The organism is Cupriavidus oxalaticus (assembly GCF_038900635.1).
In the GTDB taxonomy this organism is placed as follows: domain Bacteria; phylum Pseudomonadota; class Gammaproteobacteria; order Burkholderiales; family Burkholderiaceae; genus Cupriavidus; species Cupriavidus oxalaticus_B.
The window spans coordinates 118,590-140,810 of sequence record NZ_JAYMRX010000018.1 but is presented as its reverse complement, the minus strand read 5'-3'; the positions used below and the strand labels follow the sequence as shown (position 1 = coordinate 140,810).

Sequence of the window (22,221 nt, the reverse complement as noted above, 5' to 3'; positions counted from 1 at the left end):
CGCATGGATGCCATGAAAGATTCCGCCCGAAACCAGATGTCCCGCCCCGCCCGGCCCGCAAGCACCACCGCCCTGCGCGCGCGCCTGGCGCGGCTGCGCCCGAGCGTGCCGCAGGCCTGGCAGGATCGCTTCAACGCGTTCTGGTCGGCGCGCAACCCGCGCGAGCAGGCCATCCTGGCCGGCGGCGCCGCGGTGATGGTGCTGGTGATCGGCTATACGCTGCTGTGGGAGCCGGCCGCCGAAGGCCGCCAGCGCCTGGCGCGCAACCTGCCCCAGATGCGCGCCGACCTCGCCGAAATGGAGTCGCTGGCGCAGGAAGCGCGCGGCCTCAAGGCCACGCCGGCACCGGCGCTACGCGGCGACGCGCTGACGCAGGCGCTTCAGGACAGCCTGGGCCAGCATGGCCTGAAGGCGACCCGGCTGGCCGCCGGCGCCGACAACAACGTCCAGGTGCAACTCGACAAGGTGCCCTTCGGCGCGTTCAGCAGCTGGCTGCAGGACGTGCGCCAGCAGCAGCGCATGAAAGTGATCGACGCCCGCATCGTCTATGTCGGCGCCACGGCGCTGGTCAATGTCAGCGCGACCCTGCAGGGTCCGGGCGGCCGCAGCTGATGGTACGGCTGGAAACGCTGCGGCTGCCGCGCCGCAAGCAGCGCCAGCCGGGTGCATGGCGCGGCCTGCGCTGGCTCGCGCTGGGACTGGCCAGCGCTGCGGCAACGGTGGTGGCGATGCTGCCGGCAGCGTGGATCGCCGAGCGCGTGGCCACGCAGACGCAGGGACGCGTACTGCTGGCCGACGCCAGCGGCTCGCTGTGGCGCGGCAGCGCCACGCTGGCGCTGTCCGCCGGCGCCGGCAGCCAGACCGCCACGGTGCTGCCGGGCCGGCTGCAGTGGACGCTGGCCTTCTGGCCGCTGCTGACCGGCACCGCGCGCGCGGTGGTGACGCACACCGAAGCCATGGCCGCGCCGGTGGCGATCACCGCGACGCCGGGCGGCTGGACCGTGCAGTCCGGCGCGATGCGGCTGCCGGCGTCGCTGCTGGAAGGCATCGGCGCGCCATTCAATACACTGCGCCCGGATGGCCTGATGCGCGCGGACTGGTCGACCCTGCAAGGCAGCTTTTCCGGCCAGAAAGGCGACGGCGGGGGCAGCGGAAATGGCAATGGCATGCGCGGCCATGTCACGCTGCGCATCGAGCAGGTGTCGTCCGCGGTCAGCCGGCTGCGCCCGCTCGGCAGCTATCGCGCCGAGATCGACTGGAGCGGCGCCGGCGGCGGCAAGCTGCAACTGAGTACTATCGCCGGGCCGCTGCACCTGGAGGGCAGCGGCTCGCTTGGCCGGCAGGCGCGCTTCGAGGGCACCGCCCATGCCGAGCCCGAGGCGGAAACGCAACTGACCAGCTTGCTGAGCCTGCTGGGACGACGAGACAACAACGTGACAAGGCTGCGCTTCTGATGCCAGGCAGCGCCAGGAGCGTACGGAAATGACTATGACAACCCATGCCACCCGACCTGTTTTCCAGACCGCCTGCGCCCGCGCCGTGGCCCTGCTGTGCGGGCTCTCGCTGCTGGCGCCCGCGCCGCTGTGGGCCCAGCCGGGGGCACGCACCACGGGCACGCCGCCGGCGCCGCCCGACGTCACGCCGGCCAACCGCGACCAGGTGGTGCTCAACTTCGTCAATGCCGACCTGGACTCGGTGATCAAGGCGGTCGGGCAGGCCACCGGCAAGAACTTCGTGATCGATCCGCGCGTGAAGGGCACGGTGAACCTGGTCACCGAGCAGCCGGTGTCGCGCGCGCAGGCGCTGCAGACGCTGGGCTCGGTGCTGCGCATGCAGGGCTACTCGATGGTCGAGAGCAACGGCTTTACCAAGGTCGTGCCCGAGGCCGACGCCAAGCTGCAGGGCTCGCCCACCGTGATCGGCGCGGCGCCGAGCCGCGGCGACCAGGTGGTGACGCAGGTGTTCCGCCTCAACTACGAGTCGGCCAACAACCTGGTGCCGGTGCTGCGGCCGATGATCGCGCCCAACAACACCATCACCGCCTACCCGGCCAACAACACGCTGGTCATCACCGACTACGCCGACAACCTGCGCCGGCTGGCGCGCATCATCGCCGCGATCGACGCGCCCGCATCGGGCGAGGTCGAACTGATACCGCTGCGCCATGCGCTGGCCAGCGACACCGCGCAGGTGCTGCAGAAGCTGCTCGACCCCGCCGCCGCGGGTGCGGCCGGCGGCGGCGGCGCGCCGGGCGCCGACGCCACGCTGCGCACGTCCGTGGTAGCCGAGCCGCGCAGCAACGCGCTGATGATCCGCGCCTCCAGCCGGGCGCGGCTGCAGCAGGCACGCCAGCTGATCGAAAAGCTCGACCAGCCCTACGCCCGCCCCGGCAACATCTGGGTGGTGCCGCTGAGGAATGCCGACGCGGTCAAGCTGGCCGCCACGCTGCGCGCCATCGTCGCGGCCGACAGCAGTTTTGCCTCCGCGACCCAGCCCGGCGGCGCCGGTGGCGCAGCCGGCATCGCCGGCGCGGGCGGCATGACCAGTGTCTCGACGCCGGCCGGCGGCCAGTTCACCGGGGGCACCACGGGCACGCAGACCGGCATGCGCAGCGGCACTTCGGGCACGGGCGGCGGCGCTTATGGCAACTCGGCATTTGCCGCGTCGTTCGGCACCAGTACGCAGCCGACCACCGGCGGCATCATCCAGGCCGACCCGTCGACCAACTCGCTGATCATCACCGCCAGCGAGCCGGTCTACCGCAACCTGCGCGGGGTGATCGACGACCTCGACGCGCGCCGCGCGCAGGTCTACATCGAATCGATGATCGTTGAAGTCACCGCGACGCAGGCGAGCGAGCTCGGCATCCAGTGGCAAGGCCTGATCAGTTCCTCGAGCGGCAACAACAACGTCTTTGCCGGCACCAACTTCGGCACCGGCGGCCAGAACATCCTGAACCTGACCCTGGCCGGCGCGCTGTTTGACAGCAACCGCACCGCCGGCATCGCCGCGGCGCAGCAGCTGGTGCCTGACGTGGGCGGCCTGAACCTTGGCGTCGTCAACAAGGCGCTGGGGCTGGGCGCGCTGCTGCGCGCACTCGGCAGCAACGGCAGCGTCAACCTGCTGTCCACGCCGAACCTGATCACGCTGGAGAACGAGGAAGCCAAGATCCTGATCGGCCAGAACATCCCGATCACCACCGGCTCGTATGCGCAGACCGGCGGCGCGGCCTCGGTGACACCGTTCCAGACCTTTGACCGCAAGGACGTCGGCATCACGCTGCGGGTGAAGCCCCAGATCACCGACGGCGGGCTGGTCAAGATGCAGATCTTCCAGGAGTCGTCGTCGGTGGTGGCTGGCACGCTGGCGCAGGTGCAGGGCCCGACCACCAATGTGCGCTCGATCGAGACCAACGTGCTGGTCGACGACGGCCAGATCATCGTGCTCGGCGGCCTGATCGAGGATTCATACGGCGACGGCGTGCAGAAGGTGCCGCTGCTGGGCGACATCCCGCTGATCGGCGGCCTGTTCCGCTACGAGAACAAGAACCGCTCCAAGACCAACCTGCTGGTGTTCCTGCGCCCGTATGTGATGCGCACGACGGGCGCCGCCGACCGCCTGACCGCGGACCGCTACGACTATATGCGCGCGCAGCAGCAGGGCTTTGTATCGCCTAACATCATGGTGCGTGACACCAACACGCCGCTGCTGCCGCCGGCGGATGCGCCGACCACGCCGTTCATCGATCCGCGCGCGAACGGCCCGGTGCCAACACCGCTGCCGCTGCCGCAGACGCTGCCGCAAAATCCGCAGCAGCCCGGCATGCCAGCACAGCCGCAACCGGTGCCGCCCGCGGCCCTGCAGCAGCCGCTGAGCCAGCGCGGCGAAACCGCCACGCCGGGCGCTGTCCAGAACTGAGGCCTGCCATGGCGAGCGAAGTCCAGATCCCTCCCCCCGACACACTCGAGCCGCCCTCGCCGATGGCGGCGCGGCTGGTTTCGTACGGCTTTGCGCGCGAAGCGCCGCTGCTGATCGCGCACCAGCGTCCCGACGGGCTGGAGGTATGGGTCAGCCGCGCCACCTCCCCGACGGCGCTGGCGGAGATCGCCCGGGTGCACGGCGCACTGCGACTGCGCGTGCTCGAGCCCGAGGCGCTCGAGCGCGCCATGTCAGATGCCTACAACCGCCAGGACGGCAGCGCCGCGCAGGTGGTGGGTGAAGTCGAGGGCGAGGTCGACCTGTCGCGACTGATGCAGGACATTCCCGCCGTGGAAGACCTGCTCGAGTCCGAGGACGACGCGCCGATCATCCGCATGATCAACGCGCTGCTGACGCAGGCGGCGCGCGAAGGCGCATCGGATATCCACATCGAGCCGTTCGAGTCGTCGTCGGTGGTGCGCTTCCGCGTCGACGGCACGCTGCGCGACGTGGTGCGGCCCAAGAAGGCGCTGCACGGCGCGCTGATCTCGCGCATCAAGATCATGGCGCAGCTCGATATCGCCGAGAAACGCCTGCCGCAGGACGGCCGCATCACGCTGCGCGTGGGCGGGCGCCCGGTGGATGTGCGCGTGTCGACGCTGCCGACCGGCCATGGCGAACGCGCGGTGCTGCGCCTGCTCGACAAGGAAGCGGGCCGGCTCGACTTGGCCAGGCTGGGCATGTCGCCCGGCACGCTGCGCGGCTTCGACCACCTGATCCGCCAGCCGCACGGCATCGTGCTGGTGACCGGGCCGACCGGCTCGGGCAAGACCACCACGCTGTATGCCGCGCTGTCGCGGCTGGATGCGCGCACCACCAACATCATGACGGTGGAAGACCCGGTCGAGTACGACCTCGACGGCATCGGCCAGACCCAGGTCAATGCGCGCATCGACATGACCTTCGGCAAGGCCCTGCGCGCGATCCTGCGCCAGGACCCGGACGTGGTGATGATCGGCGAGATCCGCGACCTGGAAACCGCGCAGATCGCGGTGCAGGCCTCGCTGACCGGCCACCTGGTGCTGGCGACGCTGCACACCAACGATTCGGCCTCGGCGGTGACGCGTCTGGTCGACATGGGAATCGAGCCGTTCCTGCTGTCGTCGTCGCTGCTGGGCGTGCTGGCGCAGCGGCTGGTACGGCGCCTGTGCCCGCACTGCAAGCGCGAGGAAGTGATCGAGCTGCCTGACGAAACAGCCGCGGCCGATGCCGAAGCGCTGCCGGCGCAGGGCAAGCCGCTGCAGCATGTGTGGCATCCGGTCGGCTGCGACAAGTGCGGACAGTCGGGCTACCAGGGCCGCATGGGGGTCTACGAGCTGCTGACCGTCGGCGACGAGATCCGCACCATGATCCACCGGCAGGCGCCGGAATCGGAGATCAAGCAGGTGGCGCTGGCGCACGGCATGCACACCATGCGCGGCGACGCGCAGCGCTGGATCGACAGCGGCGCGACCTCGCTCGAGGAAGTGCTGCGCGTGACGCGCGACTGAGGCGGAGCAGACACCGGATGCCAGCCTTCCGCTATGAAGCCGCCGACGCCGCCGGCAAGACCGACCGCGGCGTCATCGAGGCCGACAGCCCGCGCCAGGCGCGCTCGCAGCTGCGTGCGCGCGGGCTGACACCGCTGACCGTCGATGCGCTGGCCGGTGCCGGGCTGGCGCCGCGCAGCGGCAGCCAGCTGTTCGCGCGCAAGCTGTCGACGCAGGAGCAGGCGCTGTTCACGCGCCAGCTGGCCAGCCTGATCGTGGCCGGCCTGCCGCTGGATGAAGCGCTCGGCGCGCTGGCCGACCAGGCCGAACGGCCGCATGTGCACGAACTGCTGGCCGGCATCCGCGCCGAGGTGATGGGCGGCAGCTCGCTGTCGGTGGCGCTGGCGCAGCATCCGCGCGACTTTCCGGACATCTACCGCGCGCTGGTTTCCGCCGGCGAACATTCGGGCCATCTCGGGCTGGTGCTGGAGCGGCTCGCGGGCTATATCGAGTCACGCAATACGCTGACGTCGAAGATCCGGCTTGCGTTCACCTATCCGGCTATCGTCACGGTGGTCGCGTTCGCGATCGTCATCTTCCTGCTGTCCTATGTCGTGCCGCAGGTGGTGAGCGTGTTTGCGAACACCAAGCAGAAGCTGCCGACGCTCACCATCGTCATGCTGTGGCTGTCGGATTTCGTGCGCAACTGGTGGTGGGCGGCGCTGGCGTTCATCGCCGTGGTTGCACTGGCGATCCGCAGCCTGCTGAAGCAGCCTGCGGTACGGCTGGAATGGCACCGGTGGCTGCTGACCGCGCCGCTGTTCGGCAAGCTGATCCGCGGCTATAACACCGCACGCTTTGCCGGCACGCTGGCGATTCTGGTGTCGGCGGGAGTGCCGATCCTGCGCAGCCTGCAGGCGGCCGGCGAGACGCTGACCAACGAAGCGTTGCGTGCCAACGTGGAAGACGCCAATACGCGCGTGCGTGAAGGGGCGTCGCTGGCGCGCGCGCTGGCGGCGCAGAACCAGTTTCCGCCGGTGCTGGTGCATTTGATCCGGTCAGGCGAGGCGACCGGCAATCTGCCGGTGATGCTGGACCGGGCTGCGCAGGGCGAGGCGCAGGAGCTGGAACGGCGCACACTGTTCCTGACCAGCTTGCTGGAGCCGCTGCTGATCCTGACGATGGGGGTCGTGGTGCTGTTGATCGTGCTGGCGGTGCTGATGCCGATTATCGAGATCAATCAGCTGGTGCGGTAGGTTTCGTAGCGCTTGCAAACCAACAACGCTCGCATAAACTGGCGCCCCTGGTGAAGGCTCCCCTCTCCCGCGAAGTGGGAGAGGGGAGCAACCCGGCTCGGTGCGTTATTCAGTGGCCGGTTCGGGCTTCTTGGCAGGGCGCCTGCGCGGCTTACGCGCCGCCGCAGGCGCTGCCTCGGCAACTGGCGTTTCCTGCGGAGCCGGCACATCAGCCTCCGCCTCCACCTTCGCCGTCAACACCGTCGCCCCCGGCGCGGCAAACACCGCCTGGTCGATCGGCCACGGCGTCTCGCTCAGGGTCACCTCCGGACGGCGCGCGGAGCGCTTGCGGCCGCGCGGCTTGGGCTCGGCATCGGCCTTGGGCTCGGGATCCGGCTGTGGCGCCGCTTCCAGCGGCGGAACCGGTTCCGGCTCGGGCTGCACCGCATCTGCCGCGACAAAGGGCGGCTCTTCCTCTGCCTGGGGTTCCGGCTGGACTGCGACGGGTTCCGGCGCCGCCTCGGGGATTTCAACCACAGACGGGGCGGGGTTGCGGCGCACCGGTTCGGACTGGGAAGCAAACTGGGAAGCGGGCTGAGGAGCAGGCTGGGGAGTCGACTGCTGCGGCGACGACCGCTGTTGCTGCTCGCCGCCACCCTTGCTCCGCTTCTTCAGGCGTACCCAGATGGTCTTGTTGTTGCCGCCGTTGCGGGTCTCGACCTCGAACAGGCCCGTAGCCGCCACCAGCTCGGAGAGCTTGCCGTAGCCATAGTTGCGCGAGTCGAATTCCGGCGCCTGCTTGGCGATGTGGTTGCCCATGCCGCCCAGCGTCAGCCAGCCGTCCTCGTCGGACACGGCCTGCGCCGCGCTCTGCAGCAGGCGCACCAGGCGCGAGTCCTGGCGCAGCTCGCCGGTGCTGCGCTTGCGCGTGGGCGCGGCGGCCCCATCGATACCTTCAGCGCCTTCGGTGTCGGCCTCGGCGCGCAGCACGTCGGAGTAAATGAACTTGTCGCAGGCGGTGACGAAGGGCTTGGGCGTCTTGCGCTCGCCGAAGCCGTAGACGATCAGCCCCTGCTCGCGGATGCGCGAGGCCAGCCGGGTGAAGTCGCTGTCGCTGGAGACGATGCAGAAGCCGTCGAAGCGCCCGGTGTACAGCAGGTCCATGGCGTCGATGATCATGGCGCTGTCGGTGGCGTTCTTGCCGACGGTGTAGCGGAACTGCTGGATCGGCTGGATCGAATGCGACAGCAGCCGCTCCTTCCAGCCGGCCAGGTTGGGCCGGGTCCAGTCGCCGTAGATGCGCTTGACGGCCGCGACGCCGTACTTGGCGACTTCGGCCAGCAGGCCTTCGACAATGGCGGGCGCCGCGTTGTCGGCGTCGATCAGCACGGCCAGGGTCGCGGTGCCCTGGCGGGGGGAATTGGTCATGTTCGGGTATTCGCTGGTTTGCCCATGCAGGCGACGGGCAATCGGAAATGGTTGCACCAGGCTGGCGCGGCAGATGTGGTGCATCGAAGACCGCGGGGCGGCAGCGCCGGCGTTATCGATGCAACGCAGTGTACACGCGAACCCCCATCCATACGGGAAATCACCGTTGCCACGGACGCGTTTCGTGCTGCGCTGCAAGGTACCGCCGACCGCACGGCGGTGCTACCATGCCGCGCAGAGACACAGCCGCCCAACGCCTCCACAAGAGGCCGCGAGGCGATTGCCCACAACTGCAGGTGTCGGTGATCCCGACAACACGCCCCATAGAGGAAGGAGCACCTATGAATGCCCCCCTGACCACCCCGGTCAGCGACGCCATCCGCCACGCGCTCGCCAATGTTTCCCTCGACGACAAATACACGCTGGAGCGTGGCCGCATCTACATCAGCGGCACGCAGGCGCTGGTACGCCTGCCCATGCTGCAGCAGGAGCGCGATCGCGCCGCCGGGCTGAACACCGCCGGCTTTATCTCCGGCTACCGGGGGTCGCCCCTGGGCGCGCTGGACCAGTCGCTGTGGAAGGCCAAGAAGCACCTGGCCGCGCACAACATCGTGTTCCAGGCCGGGCTGAACGAAGACCTCGCCGCGACCGCGGTGTGGGGCTCGCAGCAGGTCAACATGTACCCCGATGCCAAATTCGATGGCGTGTTCGGCATGTGGTACGGCAAGGGGCCGGGGGTGGACCGCACCGGCGATGTGTTCAAGCACGCCAACTCGGCCGGCTCGTCGCGGCACGGCGGCGTGCTGGTGCTGGCTGGCGACGACCACTCGGCCAAGTCGTCGACGCTGGCGCACCAGTCCGAGCACATCTTCAAGGCCTGCGGCCTGCCGGTGCTGTATCCGTCGAACGTGCAGGAGTATCTGGACTACGGCCTGCACGGCTGGGCCATGAGCCGCTATTCCGGCCTGTGGGTGGCGATGAAGTGCGTGACCGACGTGGTGGAATCGTCGGCTTCGGTCGAGCTTGACCCGCACCGCGTGCAGATCGCGCTGCCGGACGATTTCATCATGCCGCCGGGCGGCCTGAATATCCGCTGGCCCGATCCGCCGCTGGAACAGGAAGCGCGCCTGCTCGACTACAAGTGGTACGCCGGCCTTGCCTATGTGCGCGCCAACAGGCTGGACCGCATCGAGATCGATTCGCCGCACGCGCGCTTCGGCATCATGACCGGCGGCAAGGCCTACCTGGATACGCGCCAGGCGCTGGCCGACCTGGGCCTGGACGATGCCACCTGCGCGCAGATCGGCATCCGCCTGTACAAGGTCGGCTGCGTGTGGCCGCTGGAAGCGCATGGCGCTCGCGCGTTTGCCGAGGGCCTGCAGGAAATCCTGGTGGTCGAAGAGAAGCGCCAGATCATGGAGTACGCGCTCAAGGAAGAGCTGTACAACTGGCGTGACGATGTCCGCCCCAAGGTCTACGGCAAGTTCGACGAGAAGGACAACGCCGGTGGCGAATGGTCGATCCCGCAGAGCAACTGGCTGCTGCCGGCGCACTATGAACTGTCGCCGGCGATCATCGCCAAGGCCATCGCCACGCGGCTGGACAAGTTCGAGCTGCCGATGGACGTGCGCGCGCGCATCACCGCGCGCCTGGCCATCATCGAGGCCAAGGAAAAGGCATTGGCCACGCCGCGCGTGGTCGGACAGGAAAAGGCCGAGCGCAAGCCCTGGTTCTGCTCGGGCTGCCCGCACAACACCTCGACCAACGTGCCGGAGGGCTCGCGCGCGCTGGCCGGCATCGGCTGCCACTACATGACGGTGTGGATGGACCGCAATACCAGCACCTTCAGCCAGATGGGCGGCGAAGGCGTGGCCTGGATCGGCCAGGCACCGTTCGCGGGCGACAAGCATGTGTTCGCCAACCTGGGCGACGGCACCTACTTCCATTCTGGCCTGCTGGCGATCCGCGCGTCGATCGCCGCGGGCGTCAACATCACCTACAAGATCCTGTACAACGATGCGGTGGCGATGACCGGCGGCCAGCCGGTGGACGGCCAGCTGTCGGTGCAGGACATCGCCTGGCAGGTGCACAGCGAGGGCGCGAAGAAGATCGTCATCGTCAGCGACCAGCCGGAGAAGTACAACGCGGCGATCAAGCTGCCGCAGGGCATCGATATCCATCACCGCGACCAGCTCGACAGCGTGCAGCGCGAGCTGCGCGATGTGCCGGGCTGCACCATCCTGATCTACGACCAGACCTGCGCCACCGAAAAGCGCCGCCGCCGCAAGCGCGGCACGATGGAAGACCCGGCACGCCGCGTCTTCATCAACGACGCGGTGTGCGAAGGCTGCGGCGATTGCTCGGTCAAGTCGAACTGCCTGTCAGTGGAGCCGCTGGAGACGGACTTCGGTACCAAGCGCCAGATCAACCAGTCGTCGTGCAACAAGGACTTCTCGTGCCTGAACGGCTTCTGCCCGAGCTTTGTCTCGGCCGAAGGCGCACAGGTGCGCAAGCCCGAGCAGCACGGCGTGTCGATGGACAGCCTGCCCGCGCTGCCTGCGCCGGAGCTGCCGCCGATCCGCCGTGCCTACGGCATCCTGGTGACCGGCGTGGGCGGCACCGGCGTGGTGACCATCGGCGGCCTGCTAGGAATGGCGGCGCACCTGGAGAACAAGGGCGTGACCGTGCTCGACATGGCGGGCCTGGCGCAGAAAGGCGGCGCGGTGCTGTCGCACGTGCAACTGGCCGCGCGCCCCGATGACCTGCACGCAACGCGCATCGCGATGGGAGAAGCCGACCTGGTGATCGGCTGCGACGCCATCGTGTCGGCCACCGACGAAGTCATCTCCAAGACCCAGGCGGGCCGCACGCGCGCCGTGGTCAATACTGCGCAGACGCCAACCGCCGAGTTCATCAAGAACCCGAAGTGGCAGTTCCCGGGCGTGTCGGCCGAGCAGGACGTGCGCAACGCCGTCGGCGAGAAGTGCGACTTCATCAACGCCAGCGGCCTCGCCGTGGCGCTGCTGGGCGATGCCATCTACACCAACCCGCTGGTACTGGGGTATGCGTGGCAAAAGGGCTGGATCCCGCTGACGCTGCAGGCACTGGAACGCGCCATCGAACTCAACGGCGTGGCCGTCGAGAAGAACAAGGCCGCGTTCGACTGGGGCCGCCACATGGCGCACGACCCGGAGCACGTGCTGTCGCTGACCGGCAAGCTGCAGGCCACCGCCGAAGGCGCGGAAGTGGTCAAGCTGCCTACCTCGACCGGCGCGATGCTGGAGAAGCTGATCGCCCGCCGCATGGACCACCTGACCGCCTACCAGGACGCCGCTTACGCGCGCACCTTCCGCGAAGCGATCGACCGCGTGCGCGCGGCCGAAACCGTGCTGGCGGGGAGCGGCAAGCCGCTGCCGCTGACCGAGGCGGCGGCGCGCAACCTGGCCAAGCTGATGGCGTACAAGGACGAGTACGAGGTGGCGCGGCTCTATACCGATCCCGTCTTCCTCGACAAGCTGCGCGCGCAGTTCGAAGGCGAACCGGGCAAGGACTACCAGCTCAATTTCTGGCTGGCGCCGCCGACGACGGCCAAGCGCGACGACAAGGGTCATCTGGTCAAGCGCAGGTTCGGTCCGTCGACGATGACGCTGTTCCGCGTGCTGGCGAAGATGAAGGGCCTGCGCGGCGGCATGTTCGATGTCTTTGGCAAGACCGGGGAGCGCCGCACCGAGCGCGCACTGATCGGCGAATACCGCGCTCTGCTGGATGAGCTGGTGGCGGGCCTGAATGCCGCCAACTACGACACCGCCGTCGCGCTGGCCAACCTGCCGGACGATATCCGGGGCTTCGGGCACGTGAAGGAAAACAACCTGAAGGCGGTGCGCGGGCGCTGGCAAAAACTGCTGGAGCAGTTCAGGCATCCGGAAACGGCACAGCAAGCCGCGTAAGGGGCGCTGTTCCCGCCCTCTCCCGCTTGCGGGAGAGGGCTAGGGTGAGAGCGAACACAGGCGGTCCGCTCGCGGCGTCGCACTACGGCTGCGCCAGCTCCTTCTCCCCCGGCTTCACATACATCGAGTTTTTCGGCTGCGACAGCACCCGGCGCACCATCGGCTCGAAGAACGACAGCGGCAGCGTGTCGTAGTCCGTCATGAACGCCGCCGCATCGTACTTGCGGCAGAACTCGGCAGTGCGCTCGAACAGCTCCGGCTGATTGCGATACTGCTCGCGCAGGTTGCGATCGAGCCCGAGGTGATGGAAGAAGTAGTAGCCCTGGAATACGCCATGCTTTTCCACCATCCACAGGTTCTCGGCACTGACAAACGGCTTCAGGATCGCCGCCGCGATATCGGGATGGTTGAAGCTGCCGAGCGTATCGCCGATATCGTGCAGCAGCGCGCAGACCACGTATTCCTCGTCCTGCCCGTCCCGGTGCGCCAGCGTCGCGGTCTGCAGCGAATGCGTGAGCCGGTCCACCGGGAAGCCGCCGCAATCGCCATCGAGCAGGCGCAGGTGCGCCAGCACGCGGTCTGGCAGTGCCCGCGCATACGGCATGAACTCGGCGGAAATCGCCGCCCAGTCCTCCCGGGTGCCGTGTTCCATGTGGCTGAAGCTCGCGTGCGCGGGCGCGTGGGTGTCGCTCATGCTGGTCTCCTTTTGTGGTCGCGTACCGAACGTCGGCGCGTCATGTTGTGCTGGCATTGTGGCACCCCTAGCGGCGCTACACTGTCAAAAAGCTAACAATGTGCCGGCATATTGCAGCGCACCACCTGTCCATGCTGATCCGTCCCTTCCGACCTGAAGACGAACCCTCCGTCATTGCCTTGTGGCTGGCCTGCGGCCTCACCCGTCCGTGGAACGACCCGCGTCGCGATATCGCGCGCAAGCTCACCGAGCAGCCCGAGCTGTTCCTGGTCGGTGAAGGCGACGGGCAACCCGTGGCCACTGCGATGGTGGGGTTCGACGGCCACCGCGGCTGGGTCTACTATGTGGCCGTACAGCCCGAGCTGCAGGGCCGCGGCTACGGCCGCATGCTGATGGCGCACGCCGAACAGCTGCTGATCGAACGCGGCTGTCCCAAGATCAACCTGCTGGTGCGCACCGGCAACCGCGCGGTGATCGATTTCTACGACAAGCTGGGCTACGCGCCCGACGAAGCGGTCAGCCTGGGCAAGCGGCTGATCCCGGATATCTAGCAGCCACAGACTGACGAACAAGGAGACGACATGACGTTCCACGGAAGCTGCCACTGCGGCAACATTGCCTTCGAAGTCGAGGCCGAAAGCATCCCGAGCGTGATCCGCTGCAATTGCTCGATCTGCCGCCGCCGCGGCCACCTGCTGTGGTTCGTGCCGCGTGCGACATTCAAGCTGGAAACGCCGGACAGCAATGCGTCGACGTACCGCTTCAACACCATGAAGATCGCGCACCGCTTCTGCCCGGTGTGCGGCTGCGGCCCTTACGCCGATGGCCAGGACAAGGACGGCAAGCCGATGGCGGCGGTGAATGTGCGCTGCCTGGACAATGTCGACCTGGACAGCCTGAAGGTGATCGACTACGACGGCCTGCACCACTGATGCCCGCCATGTTCCGCATCCTCGATCTCGACCACCTGGTACTGCGCACCGCCGACGTGGACGCGTTGCGGCGCTTCTACGTCGACGTGCTGGGCTGCAGCGTCGAGCGCGAGCAGCCCGACTTCGGCCTGACGCAGCTGCGCGCGGGCAGCGCGCTGATCGACCTGGTTTCGCTGGACGGCCCGCTGGGCCGCGCCGGCGGCGCGGGACCGGGCGCGGAGGGGCGCAACCTCGACCACTTCTGCCTGCGCATCGAACCGTTCGACGAGCCCGCGCTGCGCGCCTGGCTGTCCCGGCACGGCGTACAGGCCAGCGAGGTGGCGCAGCGCTTCGGCGCCGAAGGCAAGGGCCCGTCGCTCTACGTCAGCGACCCGGACGGCAACGTGGTGGAACTGAAGGGTCCGCCGCTCGGGTGACCACGCCGCTCAGCTCTCCGCTTTCCGCGCCGGTGACCGCACAGTAACGCGCTGCCGCAGCCGAGCGGCTGCGCCGCGTGCGCGCAGGATCGCTACAATTTCCCACTGGTCCCGCGCGCCGCCAGCCATGGCGTCACTCCTCGCCGGGGCCCGCCATGACATCGCTAGAAGCCAGCTCCGACGCGGACGCCGCCAGTACCGATTCTTCCGCAGACGCCAGTCCGGCACGCGCCGGCCCCGCGCAGCCGGTCACGCCGCCACGCCGGCTGGTCTGGATCCTCGGCCTGACCGAGACCATCTCCTGGGGCACGCTTTTTTTCGCCTTCACCGTCTTCATCGAGCCGATGATCCGCAGCACTGGCTGGTCCAGGCCATTCCTCGCGGGCGGCTATTCGCTGGGGCTGCTGGTGTGGGCGATGTGCTCGTTCGCGGTGGGCCGGCTGCTCGACCGTGCGCCGGCGCGCAAAGTGATGGGCGCCGGTTCGGTGCTGGCCGGTATCGGGCTGCTGCTATGGGCATGGTCGCCCTCCCCCGCCATGTTCCTGCTGATGTGGGTGCCGATCGGGCTGGCCATGTCCACCACGCTGTATGAGCCTGCCTTCGTGGTGCTGCGCCAGGCCTATGGCGACCAGTACCAGAAGCCGATCATGATCGTCACGCTGATGGCCGGCTTTGCCAGCACGATCTTCGTGCCGCTGGCGCAATGGCTGGTGCTGCATGTCGGCTGGCGGCCGACGCTGGTCGGCTTTGCCGCGCTGAACCTGCTGGTCTGCGCGCCGCTGCACGCGCGCATGCGCTACGCCATGCATCCCACCTACAGCGGCACGCCGACCGCCGGCGCCGACGCGGGCAGCGCCGGCATCGCGCGGACCACGCTGCGCCAGCCGGTGTTCTGGGCCGTGGTACTGGCCTTCACCGCGACCGCGGTGGTGGCCTCGCTACTGGGCGCGCACCTGATCCCGATGCTGACCGAGAAAGGCCTGCCGGTGTCGCAGCAGCTGGCGGTGGCCGCGCTGATCGGCCCGGCGCAGGTGGCGGGCCGCATGCTGATGATGCGCGCGGCAGTGCGCCACCCGGTGCGGCTGTCGCTGCCGGTCTACCTGCTGATGAGCGCTGGACTGCTCTGCTTCGCGCTGGGTCATGGCGCCTGGCTGATGGTGGCCGCGGTGCTGTATGGCTGCGCCAACGGCGTCAACACGATGCTGCGCGCAATGGCCATGCCCGAACTGATCTCGCGCCACCACTACGCCACGCTGAACGGCCTGATGATGACGCCGGTGCTGCTGATGCAGGCCGTCGCGCCGTGGCTGGGCGCGCTGCTGTGGCGCGCCGCGGGCGGCTACTGGCTGATGCTGTGGGTCATGCTGGCGCTGGCCCTGGCCGCGCTGCTGGCGTTCGGCTACGCGCTGCACCGGCGCGGGCTGCTGCGCCTGGCGGGTACCGCGCCGTAGCGCTGCCCCTGGCGCTGCCCCAGCGCTGCCCCAGCGCTGCCCCTGTCGCCCGGATGCACGACAATAAGGGCTTTAGCGGCCGGGCCGACGGCGCCGGCCGTGCTTCCGCATCACGATGTCCGATTCCAACCCGCCACCCGGCACCGCCCCGCTCGCCATCGCCCCGTCCACGCCTGGCGCGCTCGCGCGCGCCACACGCGGCACCATGGCGCTGTTCTTCGTCAACGGTGCCACCTTTGCCACCTGGGGCGTGCATATCCCGACCATCAAGGCACGTTTCGGCCTGTCCGACGCGATGCTGTCGCTGGCGATGCTCGCCGTCGCCGGCGGCGCCCTACTGGCGATGGGGCCGGTCGGGCGCTGGGTCGCGCGCGTCGGCAGCGCACGCGCGGCCACGGCCAGCGGCCTGGTTTTCGCGCTGGCCACGGTGGCCATTCTCGCCATGCCTTCGTTCTGGTGGCTGCTGCCCGCGCTGGTGGCGTTCGGCGTGGCCAATGCCGGCTTCGACGTGGCCATGAACGCGCAGGCCGCGACGGTGGAGGCCAGCCGCCCGCGTCCGGTGATGTCGGCGCTGCATGGCATGTTCAGCCTGGGCGGCATGGCCGGCGCGGCCTTCGGCGGACTGATGCTGGCGCTGGAGGTGGCGCCACTCGCGCACGCGGCGATGATGGCGGGCGTGACCGCGCTGGCCGCGCTCGCGGCCATGCCCGGCCTGCTGCCTGACCACCCGGTGATGCCTGGCGCCGCGCACCATCGCGACCACGCGGTGCGCGCGCTGTGGCTGCTCGGCCTGCTGGCCTTCCTGGGTCTGATCGGCGAAGGCGCGATGTATGACTGGACCAGCGTCTACATGCGCGATGTGACCGCGGCGCCGGCGGGCTGGATCAGCCTGGGCTACGCGGCCTTCTCCGGCGGCATGGCGTGCGGGCGCTTCGGTGGCGACCGCCTGCGCGCGCGCCTCGGCGATGGCACCACGCTGGCCGGCAGCGCCTGGCTGGGCTTTGCCGGCATCGTGCTGGCGCTGGTGGTGCCGCTGCCGCTGGCGGCGCTGGCGGGCTTCACGCTGATGGGACTGGGGGCGGCCAACATGGTGCCGATCTTCTTCGTGGCCGCGTCGCGGCTGCCCGGGGTGGCGCCGGCCGAGGCGATCTCGCGCGTGGCGCGCTTCGCCTACCTGGGGCTGCTGCTGGGGCCGGTACTGATCGGCGGCGTGGCGCACCTGGCCGACCTGCGCGTGGGGCTGGCCGTGGTGGCGCTCACCATGGGCTGGATCGCGCTGGCCGGCGCGCGCTCGGCGCGGCGCTACCTGCCGCCGCGCAAGGGGGGCCGCTGAGGTGCGGCTGAGGTGCGGCTGAAGGCGACTCAGGCGGCCGCGCGCAGCGGCGTGCCGGCGCCTATCCCCTCGAACACGAAGCTGTCCATCGCCAGCACGCCGTAAGTGACCTCATCTGCCACCCGGGCCACGCTGGCCGCCGGCGTACCCGCACCTGCGGCCCGCGGCCCCAGCGCCGCGCCCAGCGCCACGTAGAACGGCAGCAGGTGCTCGTCGGTCGGGTGCGCGCGGCGGGCGTAAGGGGCCTGGGCGCGGTAGTCGGCAATGCGGCCGATGTCGCCGCTGGCCAGGGCCTCGTCCAGCGCGTCGCGCATCCAGCCGCGGAAGGCCTCGACGTACGGCTCGGCCTGCGGTCCGTGCTGGTCGCGGCGGCTGCCGCTGCCGAACACCTCTTGCAGGTTGTGGGTGAAGCTGCCCGAAGCCAGCACCAGCACGCCTTCCTCGCGCAGCGGCGCCAGGGCGCGGCCGATCTCGATCTGGATGGCGGGCGACAGGTAAGGATTCAGTGCCAGTTGCACCACCGGCACGTCGGCGTCCGGAAAGAAGTGCCGCATCGGCATCCAGGCGCCGTGGTCGAGCGGCCGCTCATCGTCCTCGCCGACAAACCCGGCGCCGGGAATGGCGGCGGCCTCTACCAGCGCCTTGACGCGCGCGGCCAGCGCCGGCGAGCCCGGGGCGTCGTAGCGCAGCGCGTACAGCTCGCGCGGGAAGCCGCCGAAATCGTGCCAGGCTTCCTGGCGCTCGCGGCTGCTCACCGCCAGCGTGCTGTAGATCCAGTGCGCCGATACCACCAGCACCGCGCGTGGTGGCTGCGCGCGCAGGCGCTCGCCAAGTGCATCGAAGGCTGCGCCGGTGGGACCGGGGTCGATGGCGAGCATGGGCGAACCGTGCGAGATGAACAGTGCGGGAAGCATGGCGTCGTGTCTCATTGATCTGCTCATTGATTTGTGTGCTTGCCATTGAGTTTGGCAAAGATCGGCCCCCGGCACGCCCCGCTTTTGCGCATCTTTCGTGCAAAAAAACTGAACCGGCGCGCGCCGCGTGGGCTGGGCCACACACCGCCGCAGCCGTGCCGGGACTCTGACGGGCACTGCGCCCTATGATGCAGCCGAGGGCAAGTGCCGTACCCGGCAAGCCCCTCGGCCAACGCATGACGCCGCGCGCACGCTACGCGTGCCGGATAGCCGGAGAGTTCGTGGTACCCAACCCGCTGCGCCGCCCCGGGCGGCGCTTCCCCCTTCCCGCCCACTGGTGGCAGCCGGGCGTCTATGGCAGCGCGCCGGCGGTCGCGCTGTGGATCGCGGCGAGGCTGCCGGCGCAGTGGCTGTGGTCGCTCGCCGGCCAGCCGGATGCCGGCGAGTGGCTGAACCAGGCGGGCGATACGGTGTTCGTTGCTGGCTGGGCCGGCAGCGCGCTGATGCTGTGGCTGGGACGCCGCCGGCCTGCCCCGGCTGCCGGATCCGCAGGGGCCGAAAAGTGCGCGGCAGTCGATAGCGACAATGCGGGCGATGCGGGCGCGCAGCGGACACCAAGCCGCCATCCGGCAGCCTGATACTAGGGCCTAGCCGCCGCTTCCGCGCCCGATTCAAAGCCTCGGCAAACCGATCTGAAAACTTTTGCGCACCGTTCGCACGCTTGCCCGCATGGCTAGAATGCGTCGGACGGCTGCCGCCTCACGGCGCCGCGTAAGCCGTGTGCAAGGGGAACACCCATGTCCGTACGCCTGCCGACTGACCGACTTCGCGCCGGCCGGCGCCGCGCTGGCCGCTGGCGCGCCGCGGCGGCGGCGCTCGGCCTGCTGGGCGCCGGGACCGCGCACGGCCAGGCCGGCAACGGGCTGCAGCTGGTCGGTGCCAATGTGCAGCGGCACGCCAACGCGGTGCTGTCGCTGATGGCATATTCCGTGGTGCCTGACCTGACTTCCAGCTCGCTGTCGATCAACAACGCCACCACCGACGACCCCGGCGTCGTCATGTCGCAGCTCGGCGGCGGCTTCACCATCAGCAAGTCGTTCCCGCTCTATCTGGAAGGCGCGATCGCCTACAGCCGCTACGACCCCACCTTTGTTGCCAGCAACGGCACCGATTCGCGCTCCATCCCGACCCGGTGGAACACGTTCTCCGGCACCATCGGCATCGGCTGGGATTTCCCGATCACCGCCAACAAGGAACTGGTGATCCGGCCGATCTTCAATTTTTCGCTGGGCAACGTCTCGAGCGACCTGTCGATCGGCAAGTTCGCGGTTGAGCAGGTCACCGACCGGCAGATCGACTTTCTCGATGGCGGCAGCCTGAACGCCTACGGCCTGGGCGGCTCGCTGATGCTGGACTGGGAGCACTACCGCGAGAACTACGAAGTCGACATCGAACTGCGCTACACCAGCATCCACCTGCAGAGCTTCGGCGGCTCCTCCAGCGCGGTGAGCGGTTCGGCGACCGCGCAGACCGCCAACCTGTGGGCGCGCTGGCGGGCGCCAACAGGCCTGCGCGCCCTCGACCGGCCGGTGCGCTATGTGCTGGAGCTGTCGCATTCGCACTATTTCGGCAGCCAGGCCGGCATCTTGGGCTTCAACTACCTGACCACGGTCGGCACCGGGCTGGAGCTGGATACCAGTGCGCACGAGGTCTTCGTCACGCGCATCCGGGCGGTGGTGCGCTATGTGTTCGGCAACAATGTGTCGGGGGTATCGCTGGGACTGGCGGCGAGCTTCTGATACCCGCAGCGGCGCGGGCCGCTCAGTTCTCCTCGTCCCCTTCCCTGTAGATATTGATCACATGCCGCGCCTCGAAGCACAGCGGCATGCCTGGCGCCATCTCGTCGGTGCAATACGGCTGGTTGTCCAGTTCGCCGGTATAGAGGCCGCCCTCGCGCCCGGTCACGATCACCCACATCCGCTCGACATGGACCTCCTCGCCGCCGTCTTCGTCGGCAACCAGGATGCGGAAGATCAGCTTGACCTGCTGGCCGGGGACCAGCGCGTCGCGTTCCTCGCGGGGCGGCATCCAGAAAGTGTCGGGATGGGCGGCGGCGATGGGCTCGCCGTCATCCAGCTCCCAGCCGTCTTCATCCAGGGTCGTCAATCGCATGTCCATTTTCAGCCTTCCGCAATGTCTCGGGTGCGGGCATGATCGCAGCAAATGCGGCGCGCTGCGAGCGGGTTGAGCGGCCACCGCACCGGATCCACCGAAAATGGGAGAAAGGTTAGGCATGACAAGCAAGAAGGAAGCGCAGACAGCCCCGGCGGCGCCGGTGCGCTGCGGATGGTGCGGCACGCTGGAAGACTACTGCCATTACCACGACCACGAGTGGGGCTTCCCGGTCGCGGATGACCGGCGCCTGTTCGAGAAGCTGTGCCTGGAGGGCTTTCAGTCGGGCCTGAGCTGGCTGACCATCCTGCGCAAGCGCGAGGCCTTCCGCAAGGCCTTTGCCAACTTCGACATCGACAAGGTGGCGCGCTTCGGCGAGCGCGATATCCAGCGCCTGCTCGGCGATGCCGGCATCGTCCGCCACCGCGGCAAGATCGAGGCCGCCATCAACAATGCCCAGCGGGCGCGCGAGTTGCTCGAAACCGAATCGTCGCTGGCCGCCTATTTCTGGCGCTTCGAGCCCGATCATGCCAGCCGGCCCAAGGTGCTGACGCCCGAGGTGCTGCGCACCATGGCGATCTCGCCTGAATCGACGGCGCTGTCCAAGGACCTGAAGAAGCGCGGCTGGCGCTTTGTCGGACCGACCACCATGTACGCGCTGATGCAGGCAATGGGCCTGGTCAACGACCACCAGGAGGGCTGCGCGACGCGGGCCGAGGTGATACGGGCGCGCAAGGCGTTCAAGGTGCCGCGTTAACGGCCGCCCGGTTTGTCCGGGTGCTGACGACGCACCGTATACGTCCTCCGCGTCCCGGCGCCCGCTTGTGATCGGTGCCTTGTTCAGCGCCTGACCGCTGCGATCGCTGCAACGGTCTTGATGTTGGTTCTTACATTGTTTACGTATGTAAACATAGTAGTAGTAGGTAAACCTGCCGCTGCGCCGTGGATAAGTCACCTTTCCTCTTTCGCCTCAAGGACTTGCGAGAAAGATAACTGCGGTGTCAGCGCACCCGTATACGTGGATAGCCCCGCCCCTGCGTATACCTAAGCGGCAACGGCATTGCGGTTATCCGTATACGTCCCACAGCGCGCCCCCAGGCGGGGCACAGCTTGTCCGGCGAGTTATCCCCAGGCGCGGGCGCAGATGTCCGCAGCCGCCTAGCCGGCGGCGGTCATCCTGGCGGCGTATACCGGATCGACGTGCGTCATCACGTTGAGCACGTGATGGTGCTCGAGTGCGCGGCGCCGTGCCTCGACGGCGATCGCATGGCCCTGCGCCACGGTCAGGGAGCCGTCGATCTCCAGGTGCACATCGACCAGCACCTGGTCGCCCATCTTGCGCGTGCGCAAGGCATGCAGGCCCTGCACGCCCGGCGTGCCGAGCAGGGTCGCCTCGATCGCCGCGACGGTTTCCTCGTCCGCGGCACGGTCCATCAGGTCATTGAGCGCATCCCAGCCAAAGCGCAGGCCCATGCGCGCCACCATCAGCCCGACCACGATCGCGGCCACGGGATCCAGCACGTGGTAGCCGAGCAGGTTGCCGCCGATGCCCAGCGCCACCACCAGCGACGAAGCCGCGTCGGAACGCGCATGCCAGGCATTGGCGACCAGCATGCCGGAGCGCACGCGCCGCGCCGCCGCCAGCATGTAGCGGAACAGCAGTTCCTTGGAAACCAGCGTGGCCAGCGCCACCCACAGCGCCAGCGCCTGCACCGGCTGGGCGCCGCCGGGGTGCTGCAGCTTGCCGACCGCGGCCCACAACATGCCCGCGCCGACCGCCAGCAGCAGTCCGCCCAGCGCCAGCGACGCAGCGGTTTCAAAGCGCAGGTGGCCGTATTGGTGGTCCGCGTCGGGATCCTTGCGGCTTTGCCACGCGGCCAGCAGCACCACGAAATCGGAGAGCAGATCGGACAGCGAGTGCGCCGCGTCGGCCAGCAGCGCCTGCGAGCCGGCGACCACGCCCGCGATGCCCTGCGCCGCGGTCAGCCCGATATTGACCGCCACGCTGACCAGCGTGCTGCGCCGGCCCGCGCGGTGGCGTGCGTCGGCTTCTGCCGCGGTCGCCGCGGCGGCGTCGTCCGGCAGGCCGGGGCCGAAGCCAAAGCGTTTTTCGGATTCCGGTTCCATCGGGCGACTATAGCCCAAGATACGCCGGCGCCCCACCGCATTGCCCGACGGCCCCGCGCCGCCTGCATCGTGCCGATTTCGTAACAGCGCTGGCGAAGTTCCTGCGTCGCCCTTACCGTAGTCAG

19 protein-coding genes are annotated in these 22,221 nt (G+C 68.8%); 14 read left to right on the top strand and 5 right to left on the bottom strand.

Going from position 1 to position 22,221, the window contains the following annotated elements:
• Positions 1–36: 36 nt before the first annotated feature.
• The 5 genes from VSR71_RS24800 to gspF are packed head-to-tail and all read left to right on the top strand — an operon-like array spanning position 37 to position 6,703.
• Positions 37–612 (top strand): type II secretion system protein M, encoded by a 576-nt coding sequence (locus VSR71_RS24800; RefSeq protein WP_342916432.1) that lies wholly within the window; start codon positions 37–39, stop codon positions 610–612.
• Positions 612–1,454, top strand: coding sequence for a type II secretion system protein N (gene gspN, locus VSR71_RS24795; RefSeq protein ID WP_342916431.1), 843 nt, complete (start codon positions 612–614; stop codon positions 1,452–1,454). The genes VSR71_RS24800 and gspN overlap by 1 nt, the downstream gene beginning before the upstream one ends.
• Positions 1,455–1,488: 34 nt before the next feature.
• On the top strand, positions 1,489–3,918 hold the full coding sequence (gene gspD, locus VSR71_RS24790) for a type II secretion system secretin GspD (RefSeq protein ID WP_342916462.1): 2,430 nt from the start codon (positions 1,489–1,491) through the stop codon (positions 3,916–3,918).
• 8 nt (positions 3,919–3,926) lie between these two features.
• Entirely contained in the window at positions 3,927–5,468 is a 1,542-nt protein-coding gene (gene gspE, locus VSR71_RS24785) for a type II secretion system ATPase GspE (RefSeq protein WP_342916430.1), read from the top strand.
• A 17-nt stretch (positions 5,469–5,485) separates the two neighbouring features.
• Positions 5,486–6,703: a type II secretion system inner membrane protein GspF gene (gene gspF / locus VSR71_RS24780; protein ID WP_342916429.1), complete on the top strand. Its 1,218-nt coding sequence runs from the start codon at positions 5,486–5,488 to the stop codon at positions 6,701–6,703.
• Positions 6,704–6,808: 105 nt separating this feature from the next.
• Here gspF and VSR71_RS24775 read toward each other — a convergent pair whose 3' ends face one another.
• Positions 6,809–8,110, bottom strand: coding sequence for an NYN domain-containing protein (locus tag VSR71_RS24775; protein ID WP_342916428.1), 1,302 nt, complete (start codon positions 8,108–8,110; stop codon positions 6,809–6,811).
• Between the two features lie 341 nt (positions 8,111–8,451).
• Between VSR71_RS24775 and VSR71_RS24770 the strand changes: the two genes are divergently transcribed.
• Positions 8,452–12,057, top strand: coding sequence for an indolepyruvate ferredoxin oxidoreductase family protein (locus tag VSR71_RS24770; protein WP_342916427.1), 3,606 nt, complete (start codon positions 8,452–8,454; stop codon positions 12,055–12,057).
• Between the two features lie 82 nt (positions 12,058–12,139).
• Here VSR71_RS24770 and VSR71_RS24765 read toward each other — a convergent pair whose 3' ends face one another.
• The gene (locus VSR71_RS24765; RefSeq protein WP_342916426.1) at positions 12,140–12,751 is read right to left on the bottom strand and encodes an HD domain-containing protein; all 612 of its coding nucleotides are present in this window, start codon (positions 12,749–12,751) and stop codon (positions 12,140–12,142) included.
• Between the two features lie 131 nt (positions 12,752–12,882).
• Between VSR71_RS24765 and VSR71_RS24760 the strand changes: the two genes are divergently transcribed.
• The 5 genes from VSR71_RS24760 to VSR71_RS24740 all read left to right on the top strand — a co-directional run bounded on the left by VSR71_RS24760 (position 12,883) and on the right by VSR71_RS24740 (position 16,883).
• The gene (locus tag VSR71_RS24760) at positions 12,883–13,302 is read left to right on the top strand and encodes a GNAT family acetyltransferase (RefSeq protein WP_342916425.1); all 420 of its coding nucleotides are present in this window, start codon (positions 12,883–12,885) and stop codon (positions 13,300–13,302) included.
• Positions 13,303–13,332: 30 nt separating this feature from the next.
• Entirely contained in the window at positions 13,333–13,683 is a 351-nt protein-coding gene (locus VSR71_RS24755; RefSeq protein ID WP_209761355.1) for a GFA family protein, read from the top strand.
• 8 nt (positions 13,684–13,691) lie between these two features.
• Positions 13,692–14,099, top strand: a complete 408-nt coding sequence (locus tag VSR71_RS24750; RefSeq protein ID WP_342916461.1) for a VOC family protein — start codon at positions 13,692–13,694, stop codon at positions 14,097–14,099.
• Between the two features lie 155 nt (positions 14,100–14,254).
• Complete coding sequence (locus VSR71_RS24745) at positions 14,255–15,550, top strand: MFS transporter (RefSeq protein ID WP_342916424.1); 1,296 nt, start codon at positions 14,255–14,257, stop codon at positions 15,548–15,550.
• 205 nt (positions 15,551–15,755) lie between these two features.
• Complete coding sequence (locus VSR71_RS24740) at positions 15,756–16,883, top strand: MFS transporter (RefSeq protein ID WP_342916460.1); 1,128 nt, start codon at positions 15,756–15,758, stop codon at positions 16,881–16,883.
• A gap of 29 nt (positions 16,884–16,912) precedes the next feature.
• Here the strand turns inward: VSR71_RS24740 and VSR71_RS24735 are convergent, their stop codons facing one another.
• Positions 16,913–17,797 carry a class III extradiol ring-cleavage dioxygenase gene (locus tag VSR71_RS24735; protein WP_342916423.1) on the bottom strand — a complete coding sequence of 295 codons (885 nt, stop codon included), beginning with the start codon at positions 17,795–17,797 and terminating at the stop codon, positions 16,913–16,915.
• 281 nt (positions 17,798–18,078) lie between these two features.
• Here VSR71_RS24735 and VSR71_RS24730 point away from each other — a divergent pair, with 281 nt between their 5' ends.
• Positions 18,079–18,435: a hypothetical protein gene (locus VSR71_RS24730; protein ID WP_342916422.1), complete on the top strand. Its 357-nt coding sequence runs from the start codon at positions 18,079–18,081 to the stop codon at positions 18,433–18,435.
• A 159-nt stretch (positions 18,436–18,594) separates the two neighbouring features.
• Positions 18,595–19,596 carry a hypothetical protein gene (locus VSR71_RS24725; RefSeq protein ID WP_342916421.1) on the top strand — a complete coding sequence of 334 codons (1,002 nt, stop codon included), beginning with the start codon at positions 18,595–18,597 and terminating at the stop codon, positions 19,594–19,596.
• 22 nt (positions 19,597–19,618) lie between these two features.
• Here the strand turns inward: VSR71_RS24725 and VSR71_RS24720 are convergent, their stop codons facing one another.
• Complete coding sequence (locus VSR71_RS24720) at positions 19,619–19,975, bottom strand: DUF2314 domain-containing protein (protein WP_342916420.1); 357 nt, start codon at positions 19,973–19,975, stop codon at positions 19,619–19,621.
• Positions 19,976–20,090: 115 nt separating this feature from the next.
• Here VSR71_RS24720 and VSR71_RS24715 point away from each other — a divergent pair, with 115 nt between their 5' ends.
• The gene (locus VSR71_RS24715) at positions 20,091–20,726 is read left to right on the top strand and encodes a DNA-3-methyladenine glycosylase I (protein ID WP_342916419.1); all 636 of its coding nucleotides are present in this window, start codon (positions 20,091–20,093) and stop codon (positions 20,724–20,726) included.
• A gap of 401 nt (positions 20,727–21,127) precedes the next feature.
• Here VSR71_RS24715 and VSR71_RS24710 read toward each other — a convergent pair whose 3' ends face one another.
• Positions 21,128–22,096 (bottom strand): cation diffusion facilitator family transporter, encoded by a 969-nt coding sequence (locus VSR71_RS24710; RefSeq protein ID WP_342916418.1) that lies wholly within the window; start codon positions 22,094–22,096, stop codon positions 21,128–21,130.
• Between the last annotated feature and the right edge of the window lie 125 nt (positions 22,097–22,221).

Bases quoted from the DNA above. Each gene is read 5' to 3' on its own strand.
- VSR71_RS24710 (WP_342916418.1), bottom strand. From the start codon at position 22,096: ATGGAACCGGAATCCGAAAAACGCTTTGGCTTCGGCCCCGGCCTGCCG.
- VSR71_RS24750 (WP_342916461.1), top strand. From the start codon at position 13,692: ATGTTCCGCATCCTCGATCTCGACCACCTGGTACTGCGCACCGCCGAC.
- gspN (WP_342916431.1), top strand. From the start codon at position 612: ATGGTACGGCTGGAAACGCTGCGGCTGCCGCGCCGCAAGCAGCGCCAG.
- VSR71_RS24715 (WP_342916419.1), top strand. From the start codon at position 20,091: ATGACAAGCAAGAAGGAAGCGCAGACAGCCCCGGCGGCGCCGGTGCGC.
- VSR71_RS24755 (WP_209761355.1), top strand. From the start codon at position 13,333: ATGACGTTCCACGGAAGCTGCCACTGCGGCAACATTGCCTTCGAAGTC.
- VSR71_RS24775 (WP_342916428.1), bottom strand. From the start codon at position 8,110: ATGACCAATTCCCCCCGCCAGGGCACCGCGACCCTGGCCGTGCTGATC.
- VSR71_RS24770 (WP_342916427.1), top strand. From the start codon at position 8,452: ATGAATGCCCCCCTGACCACCCCGGTCAGCGACGCCATCCGCCACGCG.
- VSR71_RS24745 (WP_342916424.1), top strand. From the start codon at position 14,255: ATGACATCGCTAGAAGCCAGCTCCGACGCGGACGCCGCCAGTACCGAT.
- VSR71_RS24800 (WP_342916432.1), top strand. From the start codon at position 37: ATGTCCCGCCCCGCCCGGCCCGCAAGCACCACCGCCCTGCGCGCGCGC.
- gspD (WP_342916462.1), top strand. From the start codon at position 1,489: ATGACAACCCATGCCACCCGACCTGTTTTCCAGACCGCCTGCGCCCGC.
- VSR71_RS24725 (WP_342916421.1), top strand. From the start codon at position 18,595: ATGTCCGTACGCCTGCCGACTGACCGACTTCGCGCCGGCCGGCGCCGC.
- gspF (WP_342916429.1), top strand. From the start codon at position 5,486: ATGCCAGCCTTCCGCTATGAAGCCGCCGACGCCGCCGGCAAGACCGAC.
- VSR71_RS24735 (WP_342916423.1), bottom strand. From the start codon at position 17,797: ATGCTTCCCGCACTGTTCATCTCGCACGGTTCGCCCATGCTCGCCATC.
- VSR71_RS24740 (WP_342916460.1), top strand. From the start codon at position 15,756: ATGGCGCTGTTCTTCGTCAACGGTGCCACCTTTGCCACCTGGGGCGTG.
- gspE (WP_342916430.1), top strand. From the start codon at position 3,927: ATGGCGAGCGAAGTCCAGATCCCTCCCCCCGACACACTCGAGCCGCCC.
- VSR71_RS24720 (WP_342916420.1), bottom strand. From the start codon at position 19,975: ATGGACATGCGATTGACGACCCTGGATGAAGACGGCTGGGAGCTGGAT.
- VSR71_RS24765 (WP_342916426.1), bottom strand. From the start codon at position 12,751: ATGAGCGACACCCACGCGCCCGCGCACGCGAGCTTCAGCCACATGGAA.
- VSR71_RS24760 (WP_342916425.1), top strand. From the start codon at position 12,883: ATGCTGATCCGTCCCTTCCGACCTGAAGACGAACCCTCCGTCATTGCC.